The 15,249-nt window shown below is 56.2% G+C and carries 13 protein-coding genes and 1 tRNA gene; 8 read left to right on the top strand and 6 right to left on the bottom strand.

Features of this window, described 5'->3' with window-relative positions; genetic code table 11:
• Positions 1–203: 203 nt before the first annotated feature.
• Together ABIB48_RS11750 and ABIB48_RS11745 are read right to left on the bottom strand one after the other, a co-directional pair.
• On the bottom strand, positions 204–347 hold the full coding sequence (locus ABIB48_RS11750) for a hypothetical protein (RefSeq protein ID WP_354213067.1): 144 nt from the start codon (positions 345–347) through the stop codon (positions 204–206).
• Positions 348–1,094: 747 nt separating this feature from the next.
• A tRNA-Leu gene (locus ABIB48_RS11745) sits at positions 1,095–1,177 on the bottom strand.
• Between the two features lie 384 nt (positions 1,178–1,561).
• On the opposite strand from ABIB48_RS11745, the gene ABIB48_RS11740 reads away from it, so the two are divergent.
• Genes ABIB48_RS11740 through pknB form a run of 7 tightly spaced genes read left to right on the top strand, consistent with a single transcriptional unit; the run spans position 1,562 to position 11,158 of the window.
• On the top strand, positions 1,562–2,392 hold the full coding sequence (locus tag ABIB48_RS11740) for an FHA domain-containing protein (RefSeq protein ID WP_110105680.1): 831 nt from the start codon (positions 1,562–1,564) through the stop codon (positions 2,390–2,392).
• Complete coding sequence (locus ABIB48_RS11735; RefSeq protein ID WP_110105681.1) at positions 2,389–2,874, top strand: FHA domain-containing protein FhaB/FipA; 486 nt, start codon at positions 2,389–2,391, stop codon at positions 2,872–2,874. Before ABIB48_RS11740 ends, ABIB48_RS11735 begins: the two co-directional genes overlap by 4 nt.
• Before the next feature lies 1 nt (position 2,875).
• Positions 2,876–4,558 (top strand): PP2C family protein-serine/threonine phosphatase, encoded by a 1,683-nt coding sequence (locus ABIB48_RS11730; RefSeq protein WP_354213066.1) that lies wholly within the window; start codon positions 2,876–2,878, stop codon positions 4,556–4,558.
• The gene (locus tag ABIB48_RS11725; RefSeq protein ID WP_110105683.1) at positions 4,555–5,949 is read left to right on the top strand and encodes an FtsW/RodA/SpoVE family cell cycle protein; all 1,395 of its coding nucleotides are present in this window, start codon (positions 4,555–4,557) and stop codon (positions 5,947–5,949) included. The genes ABIB48_RS11730 and ABIB48_RS11725 overlap by 4 nt, the downstream gene beginning before the upstream one ends.
• Entirely contained in the window at positions 5,946–7,400 is a 1,455-nt protein-coding gene (locus ABIB48_RS11720) for a penicillin-binding transpeptidase domain-containing protein (RefSeq protein WP_110105684.1), read from the top strand. The genes ABIB48_RS11725 and ABIB48_RS11720 overlap by 4 nt, the downstream gene beginning before the upstream one ends.
• Positions 7,397–9,199, top strand: a complete 1,803-nt coding sequence (locus tag ABIB48_RS11715) for a protein kinase domain-containing protein (protein WP_354213065.1) — start codon at positions 7,397–7,399, stop codon at positions 9,197–9,199. Before ABIB48_RS11720 ends, ABIB48_RS11715 begins: the two co-directional genes overlap by 4 nt.
• A 60-nt stretch (positions 9,200–9,259) precedes the next feature.
• Positions 9,260–11,158, top strand: a complete 1,899-nt coding sequence (pknB, locus tag ABIB48_RS11710; RefSeq protein ID WP_354213064.1) for a Stk1 family PASTA domain-containing Ser/Thr kinase — start codon at positions 9,260–9,262, stop codon at positions 11,156–11,158.
• 51 nt (positions 11,159–11,209) lie between these two features.
• On the opposite strand, the gene ABIB48_RS11705 is transcribed toward pknB, so the two are convergent.
• Both ABIB48_RS11705 and ABIB48_RS11700 read right to left on the bottom strand, forming a co-directional pair.
• A complete protein-coding gene (locus ABIB48_RS11705; protein WP_354213063.1) occupies positions 11,210–11,848 on the bottom strand; it encodes an anthranilate synthase component II in 639 nt (212 codons plus the stop codon).
• A gap of 168 nt (positions 11,849–12,016) precedes the next feature.
• The gene (locus tag ABIB48_RS11700) at positions 12,017–12,727 is read right to left on the bottom strand and encodes a class E sortase (RefSeq protein WP_373366725.1); all 711 of its coding nucleotides are present in this window, start codon (positions 12,725–12,727) and stop codon (positions 12,017–12,019) included.
• Positions 12,728–13,066: 339 nt separating this feature from the next.
• On the opposite strand from ABIB48_RS11700, the gene ABIB48_RS11695 reads away from it, so the two are divergent.
• Positions 13,067–13,321: a cell division protein CrgA gene (locus ABIB48_RS11695; RefSeq protein ID WP_170120926.1), complete on the top strand. Its 255-nt coding sequence runs from the start codon at positions 13,067–13,069 to the stop codon at positions 13,319–13,321.
• Positions 13,322–13,324: 3 nt separating this feature from the next.
• On the opposite strand, the gene ABIB48_RS11690 is transcribed toward ABIB48_RS11695, so the two are convergent.
• A complete protein-coding gene (locus ABIB48_RS11690) occupies positions 13,325–13,597 on the bottom strand; it encodes a hypothetical protein (RefSeq protein WP_354213062.1) in 273 nt (90 codons plus the stop codon).
• 423 nt (positions 13,598–14,020) lie between these two features.
• Positions 14,021–14,758: a response regulator transcription factor gene (locus ABIB48_RS11685; protein WP_354213061.1), complete on the bottom strand. Its 738-nt coding sequence runs from the start codon at positions 14,756–14,758 to the stop codon at positions 14,021–14,023.
• Positions 14,759–15,249 lie beyond the last annotated feature (491 nt).

Raw genomic sequence — 15,249 nt, 5'->3', positions numbered from 1 at the left:
ACCACACCACACAACCCAAGAAAACAACCAAAACACAATCATTTTCCCGCTAGTCACGCCGCCCTTCATCAGGACAACTCGATAAACAATACACACCAAACAACCAACACGCAAATCCACGCGGCCCCTCCTGCTCAGAGCCCTAGATACCAGTACTGAGCATAAGAGGTTCTTGCTATTTGGCGGTTTCCTTCAGAAAGTACTTAGGAACGAGTATCGCGCACAGAGCCGTGATCGCCCAGATAATTAGCGCTGCGAATATCCAAGTAAAGAAGCTGTGGCCCCGAATGCCACCCGCCAGCAATGCTGGCAATGCTGGCAATGATCAACGCCAACCATGTAGACACTAAAGAAGCGATGCCAGCAAGCGCGGGCGTGAACTTGGCCGCCAATTTGGCGATGAGACCTTCAAATACGGATTGGGCAATCGTGAATACAACACGTGCTGTGACGAAGCCGCCGAATCCGAAGTCGACCCTAGGGGGAGCAGCGCAGCTAGGATGACCGCAACTACTGAACTGCCGAGCTGGAGGAGATGCCAATCATTAGTCTCTTCATGCCTTCAGCATAGGCAGCGCAGCCATTTGTGGCCGGGGTTGTAGAGCCGGGGTTGTAGAGCCGAGGTTGTAGATCCAGGTGAAGCCCATGGTTATCTGCACTCTTGCAACCACTTATTCATAGGTACAGCCACGTCAGAGTTGGAACAGTAGAAGCCCATGCTCAACGAAGGGAATCTGATAGTTTCATGCACCTTGGTTAAGTCTTGCTGGGTCTCGATAGGTAGTAAACGGGTTAAATAGGTAGTAGAGGGTTAATAGGTATGGAACCAACTGTGGGACTTCTGCTCTCAAACTCAGCTGCTCGAGCCCGTTCCAACGCTGAATCTGATTCTCTCGTGGCTGCGGGTCTTGTCCCGCAACGGGGCCAGCGCCCCTAGGGCTATGCCCTGCTCTGCTCTGCTCTGCTATGCCCTGCTCTGCTATGCCCTGCTCTGCACTGCACTGCACTGCACCATTGTGAGGAACACAAAGGTTCGGGCATACAAAAAGACCCCGACGGAACCATAGGTTGCATCGGGGTCTTTCTCAAAAACGTGCGCGAGGGGGGATTTGAACCCCCACGCCCTTTCGGACACTGGCACCTGAAGCCAGCGCGTCTGCCGTTCCGCCACTCGCGCGTTTTTCGCCATCCACCGGGTTTGTCTTTCGACTTTCAGTGGAACAGCGAGATCAAGCATATAGCAATATTGCCGATTCACCTAAACGAGACTCGGGTAGGCCCGTGAAGCAGCGGGAATGGGACACCTCCCGGATGTATAAACCTTGAATTTTCAAGGAAGTTGATGCCAGAAAGAAGGTTTTGACAACATCATGCTCCAGTAGGAAATTTGCCACATCCGGGCCTACTAATAGGGATATTCCAAGACTCCGGCAGTAGTATCAACTTTGAACTAGGTTGTCCGCGGCGCGGATAACGCTCAAACTGCGCTATCCATGCGTAGCGGTTCCAAGACTTCCAGACATGGGCATCATCGCAACAACGCCGTAGGAGAGGAGAGCATATGGGATTGTTTGACAACGTTGAAAAAGGCATTGAAAAGGCAGTACGTGGCGCCTTCTCCCTGGGCTCCAAGTCATTGCAGCCTGTTGAGGTGGCTAGTGCCATTCGTCGGGAACTCGACGACAAAGCCATGACCTTGGATGCCGGGCGAACCTTGGCACCGAATGTTTTTAATATTGAGCTCGGCGATGCAGACTATGAACGGGCACGCTCATGGGGGGTAACTCTCGCTGAAGAGCTGTGTGATGTTGTGATCAACCACGCCCGCAGCCAAGGTTACGTACTCCAGGGCCCAGTAAGAGTGGCATTTAACCACCGCGAAGCCTTGCGCCCCGGTCAGTTTGACGTTGCGTCGTCAACGGAAAAGGAACGCGGCACCGCGGCCGAGGCATCTGCCGTTTTCGCCTCACAGAGTCCGGCACGCATGCCAGCACGGCCCAGCCAGCACCCCGCGGGACAGCCCGCCTCCGAAGGTCAGCCGGCCCCCGTGTACAAGCGTCAAGCCCCTCGAGAACAAGGTCAAACACTGGGTCAACCAGTCTTGGACATTGACGGTCAGCGTTATGCGCTCAATGCAACCTCAATCATTCTGGGCCGCTCCTCCGAAGCTGACATCTTGATAGATGACACAGGCGTTTCAAGAAAGCATTTGGAGATCCGTTGTGAAGACGGATCCAACACTGCAGTAGACCTTGGCTCCACAAACGGCAGTTTTGTTGATGGTCGCCGTGTACAAGGCAGCGCTGCCCTCCACGACGGAGCCCGCATCACCATGGGACGCACAGAGATAATTTTCCGTATTTTGCCTCGACGCGGCGGTGGTCAACGATGAACGATCTCAGTCTTGTGGTCACAATTTTGCGCTTCGGATTCCTACTTTTGATGTGGGTCATGGTCTTCAGTGTTGTTGCGGCTATGCGCAGGGACCTCGTGATTGGCCGCAAGGCTAAAGTCGGTGCCCCTACTGCCAGACAGGCCAGAAAACACCCTGAACTAGTTGAAGAGGCTCCACCAGCGAAGATTGCGGCACGTCAGCTTGTTGTCACTGAAGGGCCTCTGACGGGCACCACCCTAGAGCTGACCGGCGTCCCCATTCTGTTGGGTAGAGCGCAAGAAGCAACCTTGGTACTTGAGGACGACTACGCTTCTGGCCGCCACGCGCGCCTCTTCCCGCAAGGCACCCGCTGGTTTATTGAAGACCTCGGTTCTACCAATGGAACATTCCTTGGTGGTACGGCATTGACGCGTGCCCTCCCCGTGGAACTCGGGGTTCCCGTGCGGATCGGCAAAACGGTCATCGAATTGAGGCCATAACATGGCCGAATACCCGCTGATTCTTAGCTACGCGGCGAGATCCCATGTAGGTCTGGTGCGGGCAAAGAATGATGACTCTGCGTACGCCGGTGAACATCTGGCTGTTGTAGCTGACGGCATGGGCGGTCACGCCGGTGGCGATGTTGCCAGCGCTTCCACCGTTCTTGATCTGGTCCATTTGGACCACAACCGCCACAACGACGACGCCGGCGCTCACCTTGCTGATGAGATTCAGACCGCCAATTCGCTGCTCTCCGAGCTGGTCCACGTCAACCCAAAACTGGCTGGCATGGGCACCACGGTGACCGCTCTGCTGCTTTCCGGGAAGCGTCTGGCCTACGCGCACATTGGTGATTCACGGGCATACCGCCTCAAAAATGGCGTCTTTGAGCAACTCAGCACAGACCACACCTTTGTCCAGCGCATGATCGACGAAGGCCGCATGACCGAGGCTGAAGCCGAGGTTCATCCCCATAAGAACGTCCTCATGCGTGTGCTCGGTGACGTGGATGCGTCTCCTGAGCTGGATCTGAAATATTTCGATGCGGAGCCGGGTGAGCGCTGGCTCCTGTGCTCCGACGGTCTGAACTTTGTCCGCCACCAGATGATTGAAGAGGTCATCCGCCATACCAAGTCATTGGCGACGGCCGCCGACACACTCATCGATCTAACATTGGCCGCCGGCTCGCCGGACAATGTCACTGTAGTTGTTTTTGACATTCTCGAGAGCAACCCGGATCAGACGCAAACCGCGGCGCTGGATGCCGTAGAGGTCCCCGCGCCGCACCCTCATGACGCTCCTCTGCCGCACCTCACAGCGGATCCCGAAAAGTACGACGACGAATCCAGTCTTCTAGAGGGACCGGAAAGTTTCGCTGTGACTAGGCCGGGTGAGGAGTTAAGCCTCCCGGGGGATCTTGCGGAGGCGGACGAAGAGTACGCTCCTGAGGCCCTCGACACCCATATCCGTGCTGCCGCAGTCCGTCGTGAACTGGCATCGCGCAAACATGAGCTAGTTGGGGCTGCCGTGACGGCCAACGCTGAGGGCCGGATACCGCTCCTGACCAGACCGCCTGCCAACCGCCGCGCAGCAACCGTCCTCACACACAAACCTACTGAACAGCCCACCCTGGTAGAAGACACTGAGGTCTCCTTGCCCAGGATTCGTCAGCGCCCGCTGGTGTTGGCGATTGTTGGTTTCCTAGCGACTATGGCCATCGTGGCAGGTTCCTGGGCGGCCTACGCCTGGACCCAAACCCAATATTTTGTGGGGGTAAATAGCGGGAATGTGGCAATATTTCAGGGTGTCTCACAATCACTCGGGCCCATTTCCCTCTCGCATTTGTACCGGGAAACCGAGGTGAAAGTATCCTCGCTTCCGGCCTACTCCCAGCAACTCGTGGCTGCAACCATGCCGGCTTCAACACTGAGCAATGCTGAACAGATCATCAGTGACCTTCAATTGGGCACTGGAACTAGTTTGCCTCCCTGCGAGGTTCTGGAAACCGCCCCGGCGGCCACCCCAACAGCAACCCCCACACCAGGAAGCAACGCCTCGGCTAACTCAAAACCCACCCCCAGCCCCAGCACTTCGCCCAACGTCACTGGTACAGCTAGCACCTCAGCGTCTAGTGCCCCCGCAACTGCTGCACAGCCCACCTGTATTCCTGGAGGTGGAAAATGAGCCAGTTGCTGACCGTGGCCAAACCGCGCCGTAACACCGAGCTTCTGTTACTGATCCTTGCCCTGGGCGTGTCCGCTATGGCCAATGCCTTGGTGAACCTGAATCTGGGCCGCACTTTCGACAACGATTTCTTCACGCAAATAGCAATTCTTTCCGGACTCTCCCTAGCATTCCACGTGGTTTTACGTTTCAAGGCAAAATATGCCGATCCGGTAATACTGCCTGTTGTGGTGGCCCTCAATGGCATTGGCTTGGCCGTTATTCACCGCCTGGACATCACCTCTGGTGACACGGCAGCTACACGCCAATGGATGTGGACAAGCCTGGCGGTGGTAGCTGCCATTACGGTGATCTGGTTCCTACGAGATCACCGGATCCTGCGCCGCTACACATACATCTCCTTGCTGGTCTCAGTAGTTCTGCTAATCCTGCCCCTCGTGCCAGGCATCTCCGCGGGCAACGTCAATGGAGCCACCGTATGGATTTCCCTCGGGCCATTTACATTCCAGCCCGGAGAAATAGCAAAAATAACCCTGGCTATATTCTTTGCCGGGTATCTATCATCCAACCGTGATCTAATTCTGCTAGCCGGTAAGAAGATCGGACCTCTCCAGCTACCCCGAATGCGGGACATGGCCCCCATGATCGTGGCCTGGCTAGCAAGCGTTGGCGTCCTTGTGTTCCAACGGGACCTGGGCTCATCCATCTTGTTCTTTGGCTTGTTCATGGTCATGATCTATGTAGCCACCAGCCGCGTCAGCTGGATCTTCATTGGCTTGGCGCTCATCGCGGTCGGCGGTGTCGCCGCCTACCAGATATTCCCTCACGTTGCCCGCCGTATTGACGTTTGGGTCAATGCTTTTGACCCCGCCTATATAGGGGCAGACTATGGCAGTTTCCAGGTTGTCGAGGGCTTGTTTGGTCTAGCAAACGGCGGCCTTATGGGCACCGGTCTGGGACAAGGTTCACCCGACAAGCTGCCCGTAGCCAATAGCGACATGATCATCGCAGTGATTGGTGAAGAGCTTGGGTTGGTGGGGCTCTTCGCGATCCTCTGCCTTTACGCGCTGCTGATTGCGCGCGGCTTCCGAGCCGCATTGGGCACACGTGATGCTTTTGGCAAACTATTGGCCGTTGGGCTCTCCTTCGCGGTGGCTTTGCAGTGCTTCATCATCATTGGCGGCGTTACCCGGCTTATCCCGTTGACGGGCTTGACCACACCGTTCCTGTCTTCGGGAGGCTCCTCTCTTTTAGCCAACTGGATCATAGTGGCTTTGATCCTGAAGATTTCAGACGCCGCCCGGCGTCCCATTGACGTTTCAGCCAGTTCTTCGCCCATCGAACAGCTTTCCCCCATTGACGCGACACAAAAGGAGGTGCCTTCACCATGAATGCTGCCATTCGCAATTCCTGGATCGTGGCCATCGCCTTGTTTGCACTGCTTTTTGGATCCATCTCCTATGTGCAGTTCTTTGCGGTTGATTCCCTTAACGACAACCCCAGCAACCAGCGGCAACTAGTGAAGAATTTTTGCAGCTCACGCGGCCCTATCCTGGTTGACGGACAGGCTATTGCCGAGTCTGTTGCCACGAACACCGACTGCAAGTACCAGCGAAAGTACAACGACCCGCTGCTGTATGCAGGCCTGACGGGCTTCTTCAGCAAGTGGTCTGGTAAATATGGGCTCGAAGACGTAATGAGTCCCGAACTCACCGGAAACTCTAACGATGCAATCCTGGAACGCATTGCACAGATCTTCACGGGGGAGCAACTCCAAGGCCGTTCCGTGGAGTTGACCATTGATTCAAAGATCCAGCAGATGGCGTTTGACATGATCCCTGATGGGATTGGCGGGTCCATTGTGGTCAATAACCCAAAGACCGGCGCCATCATCGCCATGGCCTCCAAACCCAGCTACGACACCAACTTGATGGCCACACACAACAAGGCTGACTTTGATGCTTCAATGGCGGAATTGGTGAAAGTCCCCGGCATCAACTTGTTCGGCTCATCCGCCTACAGGAAGCTCTACTCACCCGGATCAGTTTTCAAGATCATTGACACGGCGGCAGCCTTGGAGTCCGGAAAATATAACAAGGACAGCATACTTCCCAATCCGGCCGAACTAACGTTCCCCGGTATGGACTACGCTCTTCCGAACTATGCCTACGGCCAGTGCTATACGAAGGATAAGGCTTCCTTCGCGTTCGCATTAGAGAACTCCTGCAATACACCCTTCGCCAGCATTGCCCTTGACCTTGGTCAGGATGCAATAACGGCCCAAGCTGAGAAGTTTGGCTTCAATGACAACTCCCTCGGCTTCCCATCTGCGGTAGAAGGCAGCCGCTTCCCGGGTAGCCAGGGAGTACTTGACGATGCGGCACTGGCCCAGAGTGCCATTGGCCAGCGTGATGTTCTCGCATCACCGCTGCAGATCGCCATGATGACCTCTGCCATCGCAAACGGGGGAACCCAAATGGCTCCCAATCTGGTCAAGACTGTACGGACCCCTGATCTCAAAACAGTTTCCAGCCTCAAACCAGAAGTTCTCCGTCAATCGACAACCCCGGAGATCGCCGCCCAAATCAGTGAATGGATGGTCAGCGTGGTCGATAACGGCATTGCTTCTGCAGCAGCTGTCCCTGGCGTCAAGGTTGCCGGAAAAACAGGAACAGCAGAACTCGGAGACGGATTGAACAACGCATGGTTTACCGGATTCGCACCGGCAGATGACCCCCAAGTGGTGGTCACAATTATGATGCCACAGGTGGACGTTCCCACAGGCGCACAACTTACAAGTCCCAATGCAAGCAAACTCTTCAAGGCGGTGTTGAAAAAGTGAGGCCTATTTCTGGTATCACCTTAGGCGGCAGGTTCCAACTCACATCACGCATTGCCATCGGCGGCATGGGCGAGGTGTGGAAGGCACAAGATCTGGTATTGGGCCGTATTGTTGCCATTAAAATCCTCAAGGATGAGTACACGGGAGATCCCGGTTTCCGCGCCCGCTTCAGGGCGGAGGCCAAGCACACTGCCCTGCTCAACCATGAGGGCATCGCCAACGTTTTTGATTACGGTGAAGAAGACGGCTCCGCTTACTTGGTGATGGAACTAGTTCCCGGTGAGCCGCTGTCCAGCCTGATCGAACGCGAACGCGTGCTCTCGGCGGACTGGACGTTGTCCATGATCGCCCAGACCGCCCGTGCCCTTGCAGTGGCTCACGCCCAGGGTCTGGTCCATAGGGATGTAAAGCCGGGCAACTTGCTCATCACTCCCGAAGACAAGGTGAAGATCACCGACTTCGGCATCGCTCGTCTAGCTGACCAGGTCCCGCTAACCCAGACCGGTCAGGTCATGGGAACAGCGCAATATTTGGCTCCGGAACAGGCCACAGGGCAAATTGCCACGGGCTCCAGTGACATATATTCCCTTGGCATCATAGGTTATGAGTGCATCACCGGGCACCGTCCGTTCTCGGGCGAATCACAAATCGCCATTGCCTTGGCTCAGGTCAACGATGCTCCCCCGCCGCTGCCTGACACCCTTCCCACTCCTGTGCGCGCGCTCCTGATGTCCATGCTGGCCAAGGATCCTGTCAACCGCCCGGCCAATGCCTTGAAACTAGCTGATGCAGCGGAGGCTATTCGTTCCGGCGACATCAAGGCAGCCCACGCCGCCGTGCCCGGGATGCTCCTGTTCGAATCCACCACGGGCCCCATTACGGCTCCTGTTGATATCAATGCAACAGCCGCAACCTCTGTGGTGAGCAGTGTTGCCGAGCCGAACACAACGGCGCTTCCCACCGTCTCCCATGAGATGACAGATGCACCCACTACCCGTACCCGTTCGGAGATCCTTGGCGCCGAGCGTGCCTGGCAAGCCGAGAACGACGACGAGGCCTTCCTAGTTGCCGAGGATGAGGAAGTTCCTCCCGAAGAACCAGCCAAAAAGGGACGGAGCCCCTGGACCTGGCCACTCGTGGGCCTGCTAGTGCTCTTGCTTTTTGCTGTGGGGGCATTACTCCTGCAGAACAGCAGCTTCTTTGGCGGCGAGCCCTCACCCTCCTCAAGCAGCACGGCTACCAAGTCTGCGCCGCCCAGCTCGGCTCCCGCCACCTCTGAGGCTCCCACTCCCACAGAAGAGAGTCAGCCACCCATATCAGAAGCCCCGGCAGAGATCGTGGTCAATCCGACCGAGTTCCAAGGACTCACGTTTGATGAAGCCCGGGCCAAACTGATTGGAATGGGCTTGGTTGTCAATGCTCCGGTGGAGGTTGCCAGTGATCAGGCTAAAGGCACTGTTACGGATATTTCTCCGACAGGTCCGTTGGTTCGCGGTTCTGACGTCACTTTGACTGTTTCATCAGGGCCTGAAATGGGCACCGTGCCTTCATTTACAGGCCAAACAGGGGATGCCTTCAGCGCAGCCCTTGTGGCCGCTGGTTTCACGCCAAATGGAATTTCTCAGCCATCAGACCTGCCTGCTGGCCAGGTAATCGCGAGTGACCCCGGAGCAGGAGCAAAGGCGGCAAAGGGTTCACAGGTCACCTATTACGTTTCCACCGGGCCATCAGCTCCGGCTACCACTGAACCTCCGGCCGACAACCAGGGTAAGGGCGAAAGCCAAGGCCAGGGCCAGTAATCAACATCAACCCGCAGTTCCCCGATCTGACACCCACCAAGAAAGGACAATCAGGTACCCATGAGTATTCCGCGCGTCCTCAATGACAGGTATGAGATTGGGGAATTGCTGGGCCGTGGCGGCATGGCAGACGTCTATAAGGCTCAAGACACTCGTCTGGGCCGTACTGTTGCAATTAAATTGCTGCGTGCTGATGTGGCTCGCGATTCCCAACTGCAGGCCCGATTCCGGCGGGAGGCGCAGGCCGTTGCAGGGCTAAATTACCCTGCCATCGTTGCCGTTTATGACACCGGCGAACACATTTCTTCGGATCACCCCGGTGACGGTGCGCACGTGCCGTACATTGTCATGGAATACGTCCATGGAAAAACGCTGCGGGACCTGATACGTGCCAAGGCCATCACCACAGAGCAGGCACTGAAGTACGGCATGGGCGTCTTGTCAGCCCTCGATTACAGCCACCGTGCCGGCATTGTTCACCGCGATATCAAGCCTGCCAATGTCATGGTGACCGAAGACGAAAATGGCGTTTTGGGCGTCGTAAAGGTCATGGACTTTGGCATTGCCAGAACCATCTCCGATTCGGCAGCCACCATGACGCAGACACAAACGGTCATGGGAACGGCCCAGTACCTTTCTCCGGAGCAAGCACGCGGTGAAAGCGTCGATGCGCGAAGCGACCTCTATTCAGCAGCTTGCCTGCTCTATGAAATGCTCGCAGGCCGGCCTCCTTTCACGGGCGATTCACCTGTTTCAGTGGCGTACCAGCACGTCCGAGAACGCCCTCCCGTGCCCAGCACGTTCAACCCTGACCTGACCCCGGCGCTTGATGCACTGCTTATGCGTGCGCTGCAGAAGGATAGGCGCCAGCGTTTTCAGGATGCCACCTCGTTCCGCCGCGCTCTCAGGGCTGCCGTTGCCGGCGTGGCACCTCCGCCCGGCCAGAGAGAGTCTCATGTAGACGGCAATGAGACCACCGTGATCGCCGCTGTCTCCGAACCACAGAAACTCATGCCCGCGCCCGCTATTGACGCTGGTGGCCCCTCCACCCGCGCCATGGCAAAGGAGTTGGCCGGTGGAGCACTAACAACCAACGGCGGTGTCCCCGAGGACACTGATAACCTTTCCCCGTCCGTTAAACGCCGACGGCGGGCCTGGATGGTGACACTTTTTGTGGTCCTGGCATTGATGCTCGGTGGAGGTGCCATGGTGGGTTACAACATGATCAATGCAGTTCCTGCCGCGGTGGCTAAAGAGTCAATCCCACCGCTTAGCGGGATGACGCTGGACGAGGCTACAGTCAAGCTAGAGGCACTGGGGATGTCCCCGCACAGCGCAGAGGAATTTTCCTCGGTCACCAAGGGCGAGGTTATTCGCACAGACCCTCCATCGGGGACCCTGGTGGAATTAAATACCACTGTGGAGATCTTCGTTTCTAAAGGTCCCTCAGAAGTGCAGATACCCAAAGATATTTCTGGTCTCACTGAGCCCCAAGTACGCCAGGAATTGTTGGATCTGGGCCTGCTTATCAGTTCTAGCGATTTAGTCAATGACGGATCCATCAACGCCAACCTTGTGGTCACAACTGATCCAGCGCCGGGGCAGAGCGTTCCCGTAGGTACCAGAGTCGCATTGAAAATCTCCAACGGTCAGGTACTGATGCCCTCCCTCTTTGACTTGACGAAGGATCCAAAAAAGGTCAAGCAAGCAGTAACTGAGGCGCTCAAAAAGGTTTCGGAGTATTTGGAAGTGACTTTTGAGGAATCTGAAAACTCTGTAGTCACTCCTGGCATGGTCACGGGCCAGTCCATCCAGTCCGGTACCTCAGTAGCGCAGCGGACTTCAGTTGTGGTGACCTTGGCAAAGAAACCTACTCCCAAGGAACCTAACGCCTCGCAAGAGCCATCTCCCGGGGAGCAACCCCCGGAAACAACAGCACCGCCTTCCCCGAAGCCCTAAAAAGGCACCAACCCTATGGCGCACTCCGGCACAATGCCAAGGGGTATGCCTCTAGCTATTGATGAGCGGGCTCAGGGTAGATGCTGTTGCCACAGCGCCTACGAGTCCGAGGGATTCGAGCCAGTTCCCGAGCATGGTGTAGCCGCCCTCCGTGAGGACGGATTCAGGATGGAACTGCACCCCGCACAAAGGTGCGTTCTTGTGCGCCAAACCCATGATCACGCCGTCGGCCGTTTCAGCCGTCACCTCAAGCAAGTCAGGGATACTGGCCGGAACGGCAGAAAGCGAGTGGTAGCGGGTGGCTGTAACCGGGCTCGGCAGTCCCGCAAAAACGCTCCTGCCGCGGTGATGAACCTCGCTGGTTTTTCCGTGCATGAGCTGCTCGGCATGAGTGACAACGCCCCCATAGGCTTCTGCCAGGGCCTGATGTCCCAGGCAGACGCCCAACATAGGCTTGTCATGGCTGCCACACCATTTGATCAGTTCAATGCACACCCCTGCCTCGGCGGGGGTACCGGGGCCGGGGGAGACCAACACACCGTCGCGGCTGCTGGCAAGCTCCACGGCCTCAGCCAGGGTGAGATCGTCGTTGCGCACCACAGTTGTTTCAGCGCCCAGCTGCTGCAAGTAGCCAACCAGCGTGTAGACGAAGCTGTCGTAGTTATCTATCACCAGAATCCGCACTGCCATGTCAGACTCCACCGCCGATCGTTGAGTCATTCAAGGGATTAAACTGGGAAAGCCAGGGGAACACAAACTGCATCAAGACCAGCACCGCAGCTGCCAAAAAGAAAACAGTGGTGATGATGCGGAACCAAAGCGGCCCCGGAAGGTTTCTAAAAATCCAGCCATACATGATTAGCCTGCCTTCTTGTTCGCTGCGACTTGGGCGGCAATCTCTGCCGGAGGGCCAGCACTGGCCGGCTGCCAGGAATCCAACACCGAGTAACTGATAATCCGCTCCTCAGCACCAAAGCGGGGATTACAGCTGGTCATGGTCATGAAGCGTTCAGTGGCCTTGGCATCCAGTTGCGTGGGGACCGGGGCCAACACGTCGGCCCGGTTCGGCATGACGATCTGATTGTTCCGGAACACGTAGGTGTAGTAACCGTCGTTAGTCTGAACGTAAATCTTGTCGCCGGGAACCAGTGTGTGCACAGCATCCAAAACGGCGCCGTGCGTTTGCCTGTGTCCTGCCACCGCAAAGTTGCCCACCGCTCCTGGCATGGAGGTACTGTCGTAGCGGCCAAGCCCAAGGGTATCTAGCTGAGCCGGTGCCGTGCCTTCTACTAGGGGCCGGCTATAGGTTTTCCCGAAGCGGGGAATATAGACAACACCAAATACTGTGCTTGCCTGGTCCGGCGCAGCCATTACCTTAGGGGGACCGAAGTCAACGGGGGGCGCATCCGCAGGAGGTGGAGTCACTGGTCCTTGAAATTCCTGGGCAAAGGCTGAGACGGCCTGTTGCTGGGCCGTGTTGGCTTCAATGTTTGTCCACCACAACTCCCACACCACAAACAGCAGCAATATCACACCGCACGTAATAAGAAGTTCGCCTAACACCTGAATTAAGGTACGGAAAAAGCCCTGCTTGGGTCGCTCAGCGCGCTGCTTGCGAGCAGAACGCTTTTTCCCGCGGCGTATCCTTTCATTTCCGGTGATGAGTTCTTCAACACCCACAGCTGATTCGACATGGCTAGGCGATCGAACCACGCGCGGGTCTCCTGACTGAAGTTGAGCGGTAATGTCATGCAATCTGCAGCTGCGTTAAATGCAGCTAGAATTACGTCAACAATACCGGCAGTTCACGGCCTAGGAACAATTTACCCAGCAACATCACAGGCAATGGACAGTCCGCACACAACCGAAGTGGTCGATTCCCTTCGACCACAATGTCAAGGAGCTTCTGTGCCTGAGTCAAAATCGCGTCGCCGCCCCACTAAAGGACCGGCCCAAACGCCTTCCAGCAAAACACAGCAGCCCAATGCCGTTTGGTTCGTCCCCGTCATGGTGACCTTGATGGTCCTGGGTCTGGTTTGGATCATCACCTACTACATCTCTGATGGTCGCTTCCCCATCCCCAACATTCACAACTGGAATATTGGCATTGGTTTTGGCATTGCCTTGGCCGGTTTCATGATGACAACTCGCTGGCGCAGCTAGTTCTCAATCTTTTGTAGTTTTCCTTGGGTCACTTTCAACGTAGTGGCCCTTGGGGTCCCCTACGGCACGGCCCGGTACATCTCCGGCCGTGCCGTAGTCGGCTTCAACGAATCTCCCACGCTCTGCCTCGTCCTCCGTGCCTTCCGAGCCGGCCTTTCCGTAGTCACCTTCAACGTAACGGCCCTCGGCGTCATCTGCATGGTGACCCTCCTCGGAACCGGCCTTCCCGTAAGCGCCCTGGACGTAGCGTCCGTGGCTGCCCTCTTGTGCTGTCATTTTTGCTGCCCTGCCTTCCAAATCACTAACGCTTGCGCACCGAATGGCGTGCATAGTTGCGCTCTTGCTTCCACTCTAGTCCGAGGTAGATTTTCTGGACAGGCCGCACGCAACTGGAGAGCCCATGCACAAGCAGTTGCCTGCTTAGGACCGGACTGCAGAGGTGAGATCGCCGGTAAAAACCCCTCATGCACGGGAATCTCCTGGGTCTTCAATGCCTGCACCAATTAGGCGGATTATTCGTGCGGACTGTAAAGATGGCACCTGTGCTCTCCTGTGACTTAGTTGTGCCCCTGCAGGGAAAGTCGGCGGCAACACTGCTGGCAGTCACGCCATTTGAACAGTCCCACTCTCACAGGAGACCTACCCGGTGCTATCTTGGCCACTGCACACTATTTTTCACAGTGGACGCAGGGCGGTGCACTATGAGTAGTACGAGTCAGTCTGAGATCCGGATTCTTCGCCGTTTATGAACAAGGCCAGTTGCTCCCTCGATTGAATGTCCAGCTTGATGAAAGTCCTGTACAGGTGGCCTTCAAGAGTACGCAGTGAGGCCTGAAGCCGGGTAGCGATGGAGTTGTTTGACTCACCCTGTGCCACAAATAGCGCAATTTGATGTTCCCTACGGGTCATTTTAGGTTTTTCAATCGAAGTGAAAACCGTTGACACTAACCCTGGCAGCTGTTCACGCATGGCCACTACCTTGTTGGCGGTTTTCATGCTTTTGTGTACTTTTCCACTGTCATGGAACCTATTCAGTGCATGGGTTGCCAGCTCGACGGCGGTCAGGTCAAAGCCATATTTCTTCGCCACGGAACTGGCATGTTCTAGATCGGTGGGATCTTGGGACACCATAGCCCCTGACCATTCCATGAAGAATTCCCGGCTGCCTGATTCCACCCCGGAGGCAATTTCTGCCAGGGCGGGAAGCGAGGCTATGTCCCCAAAACGCACCAGCAGGGACAGAGCCGTCAGCCTAATGCCGGCATAGCCGCGGTTAAGGCACTCCCTTTGCAGGTGGCGCAATCTGGCCAATCCCAATTTGTTCTGGCCCATGATGAACTGTGTCACTGCTGCATAGGCAGATGCCTCAAGCTCATGGAATTTTCCGCTGCGCCGGTTCAGCGAAGCCAACTGTGAGAGTTGGGCCTGTGCACTCACTAAAGCTCCGCGCATGGCAAGGGAATAGGCCAGCTGTGACAAAGTGTTGGCGAAACTGACCAAGGATCATAGTCAGCAAGTACTCCAGCCTCCGAACGCAGCGCTGGTATGGCTTCTTCAAAGTGTCCACTGGTGGCCAGAAACTCATGGCCATTGGCTACGGAGCGCAAACACCTGAGTTCTTATTTGTGGTACGGCTTAACCGAATTGCCGCCTGATCAGCCAAAGTAGAGAGCAATTGGCCACATCCCACAACAAGAAATGCTGCAAGGAGTCCACACATGAAGCCAAACGTGCCCGAATCACGAAATACTTCAATGCTCGATGAAGATCTCTCCGTGGTGAATTGAGCCCACAGTGTCGACCAGATAATCCAGCCGATTCCCATGCCGAGGCAACCTGCAACAAGTCTGGAACTGGCCCTGATCACACTTCTGCTGACTCTAGGCATGGTTCCTCCGTAACTGTTGATCCAACATACCCGGGATAAA

The sequence above is a fragment of the Arthrobacter sp. UYCu511 genome (assembly GCF_040547105.1).
GTDB lineage: Bacteria > Actinomycetota > Actinomycetes > Actinomycetales > Micrococcaceae > Specibacter > Specibacter psychrochitiniphilus.
Note: the sequence above shows the minus strand (reverse complement) of the source record. Positions and strands in the feature narration are given on the sequence as shown.

Excerpts from the sequence above, each read along its gene's own strand:
- ABIB48_RS11735 (WP_110105681.1), top strand. The coding sequence starts at position 2,389 with ATGAACGATCTCAGTCTTGTGGTCACAATTTTGCGCTTCGGATTCCTA.
- ABIB48_RS11720 (WP_110105684.1), top strand. The coding sequence starts at position 5,946 with ATGAATGCTGCCATTCGCAATTCCTGGATCGTGGCCATCGCCTTGTTT.
- pknB (WP_354213064.1), top strand. The coding sequence starts at position 9,260 with ATGAGTATTCCGCGCGTCCTCAATGACAGGTATGAGATTGGGGAATTG.
- ABIB48_RS11730 (WP_354213066.1), top strand. The coding sequence starts at position 2,876 with ATGGCCGAATACCCGCTGATTCTTAGCTACGCGGCGAGATCCCATGTA.
- ABIB48_RS11690 (WP_354213062.1), bottom strand. The coding sequence starts at position 13,597 with ATGACAGCACAAGAGGGCAGCCACGGACGCTACGTCCAGGGCGCTTAC.
- ABIB48_RS11705 (WP_354213063.1), bottom strand. The coding sequence starts at position 11,848 with ATGGCAGTGCGGATTCTGGTGATAGATAACTACGACAGCTTCGTCTAC.
- ABIB48_RS11725 (WP_110105683.1), top strand. The coding sequence starts at position 4,555 with ATGAGCCAGTTGCTGACCGTGGCCAAACCGCGCCGTAACACCGAGCTT.
- ABIB48_RS11740 (WP_110105680.1), top strand. The coding sequence starts at position 1,562 with ATGGGATTGTTTGACAACGTTGAAAAAGGCATTGAAAAGGCAGTACGT.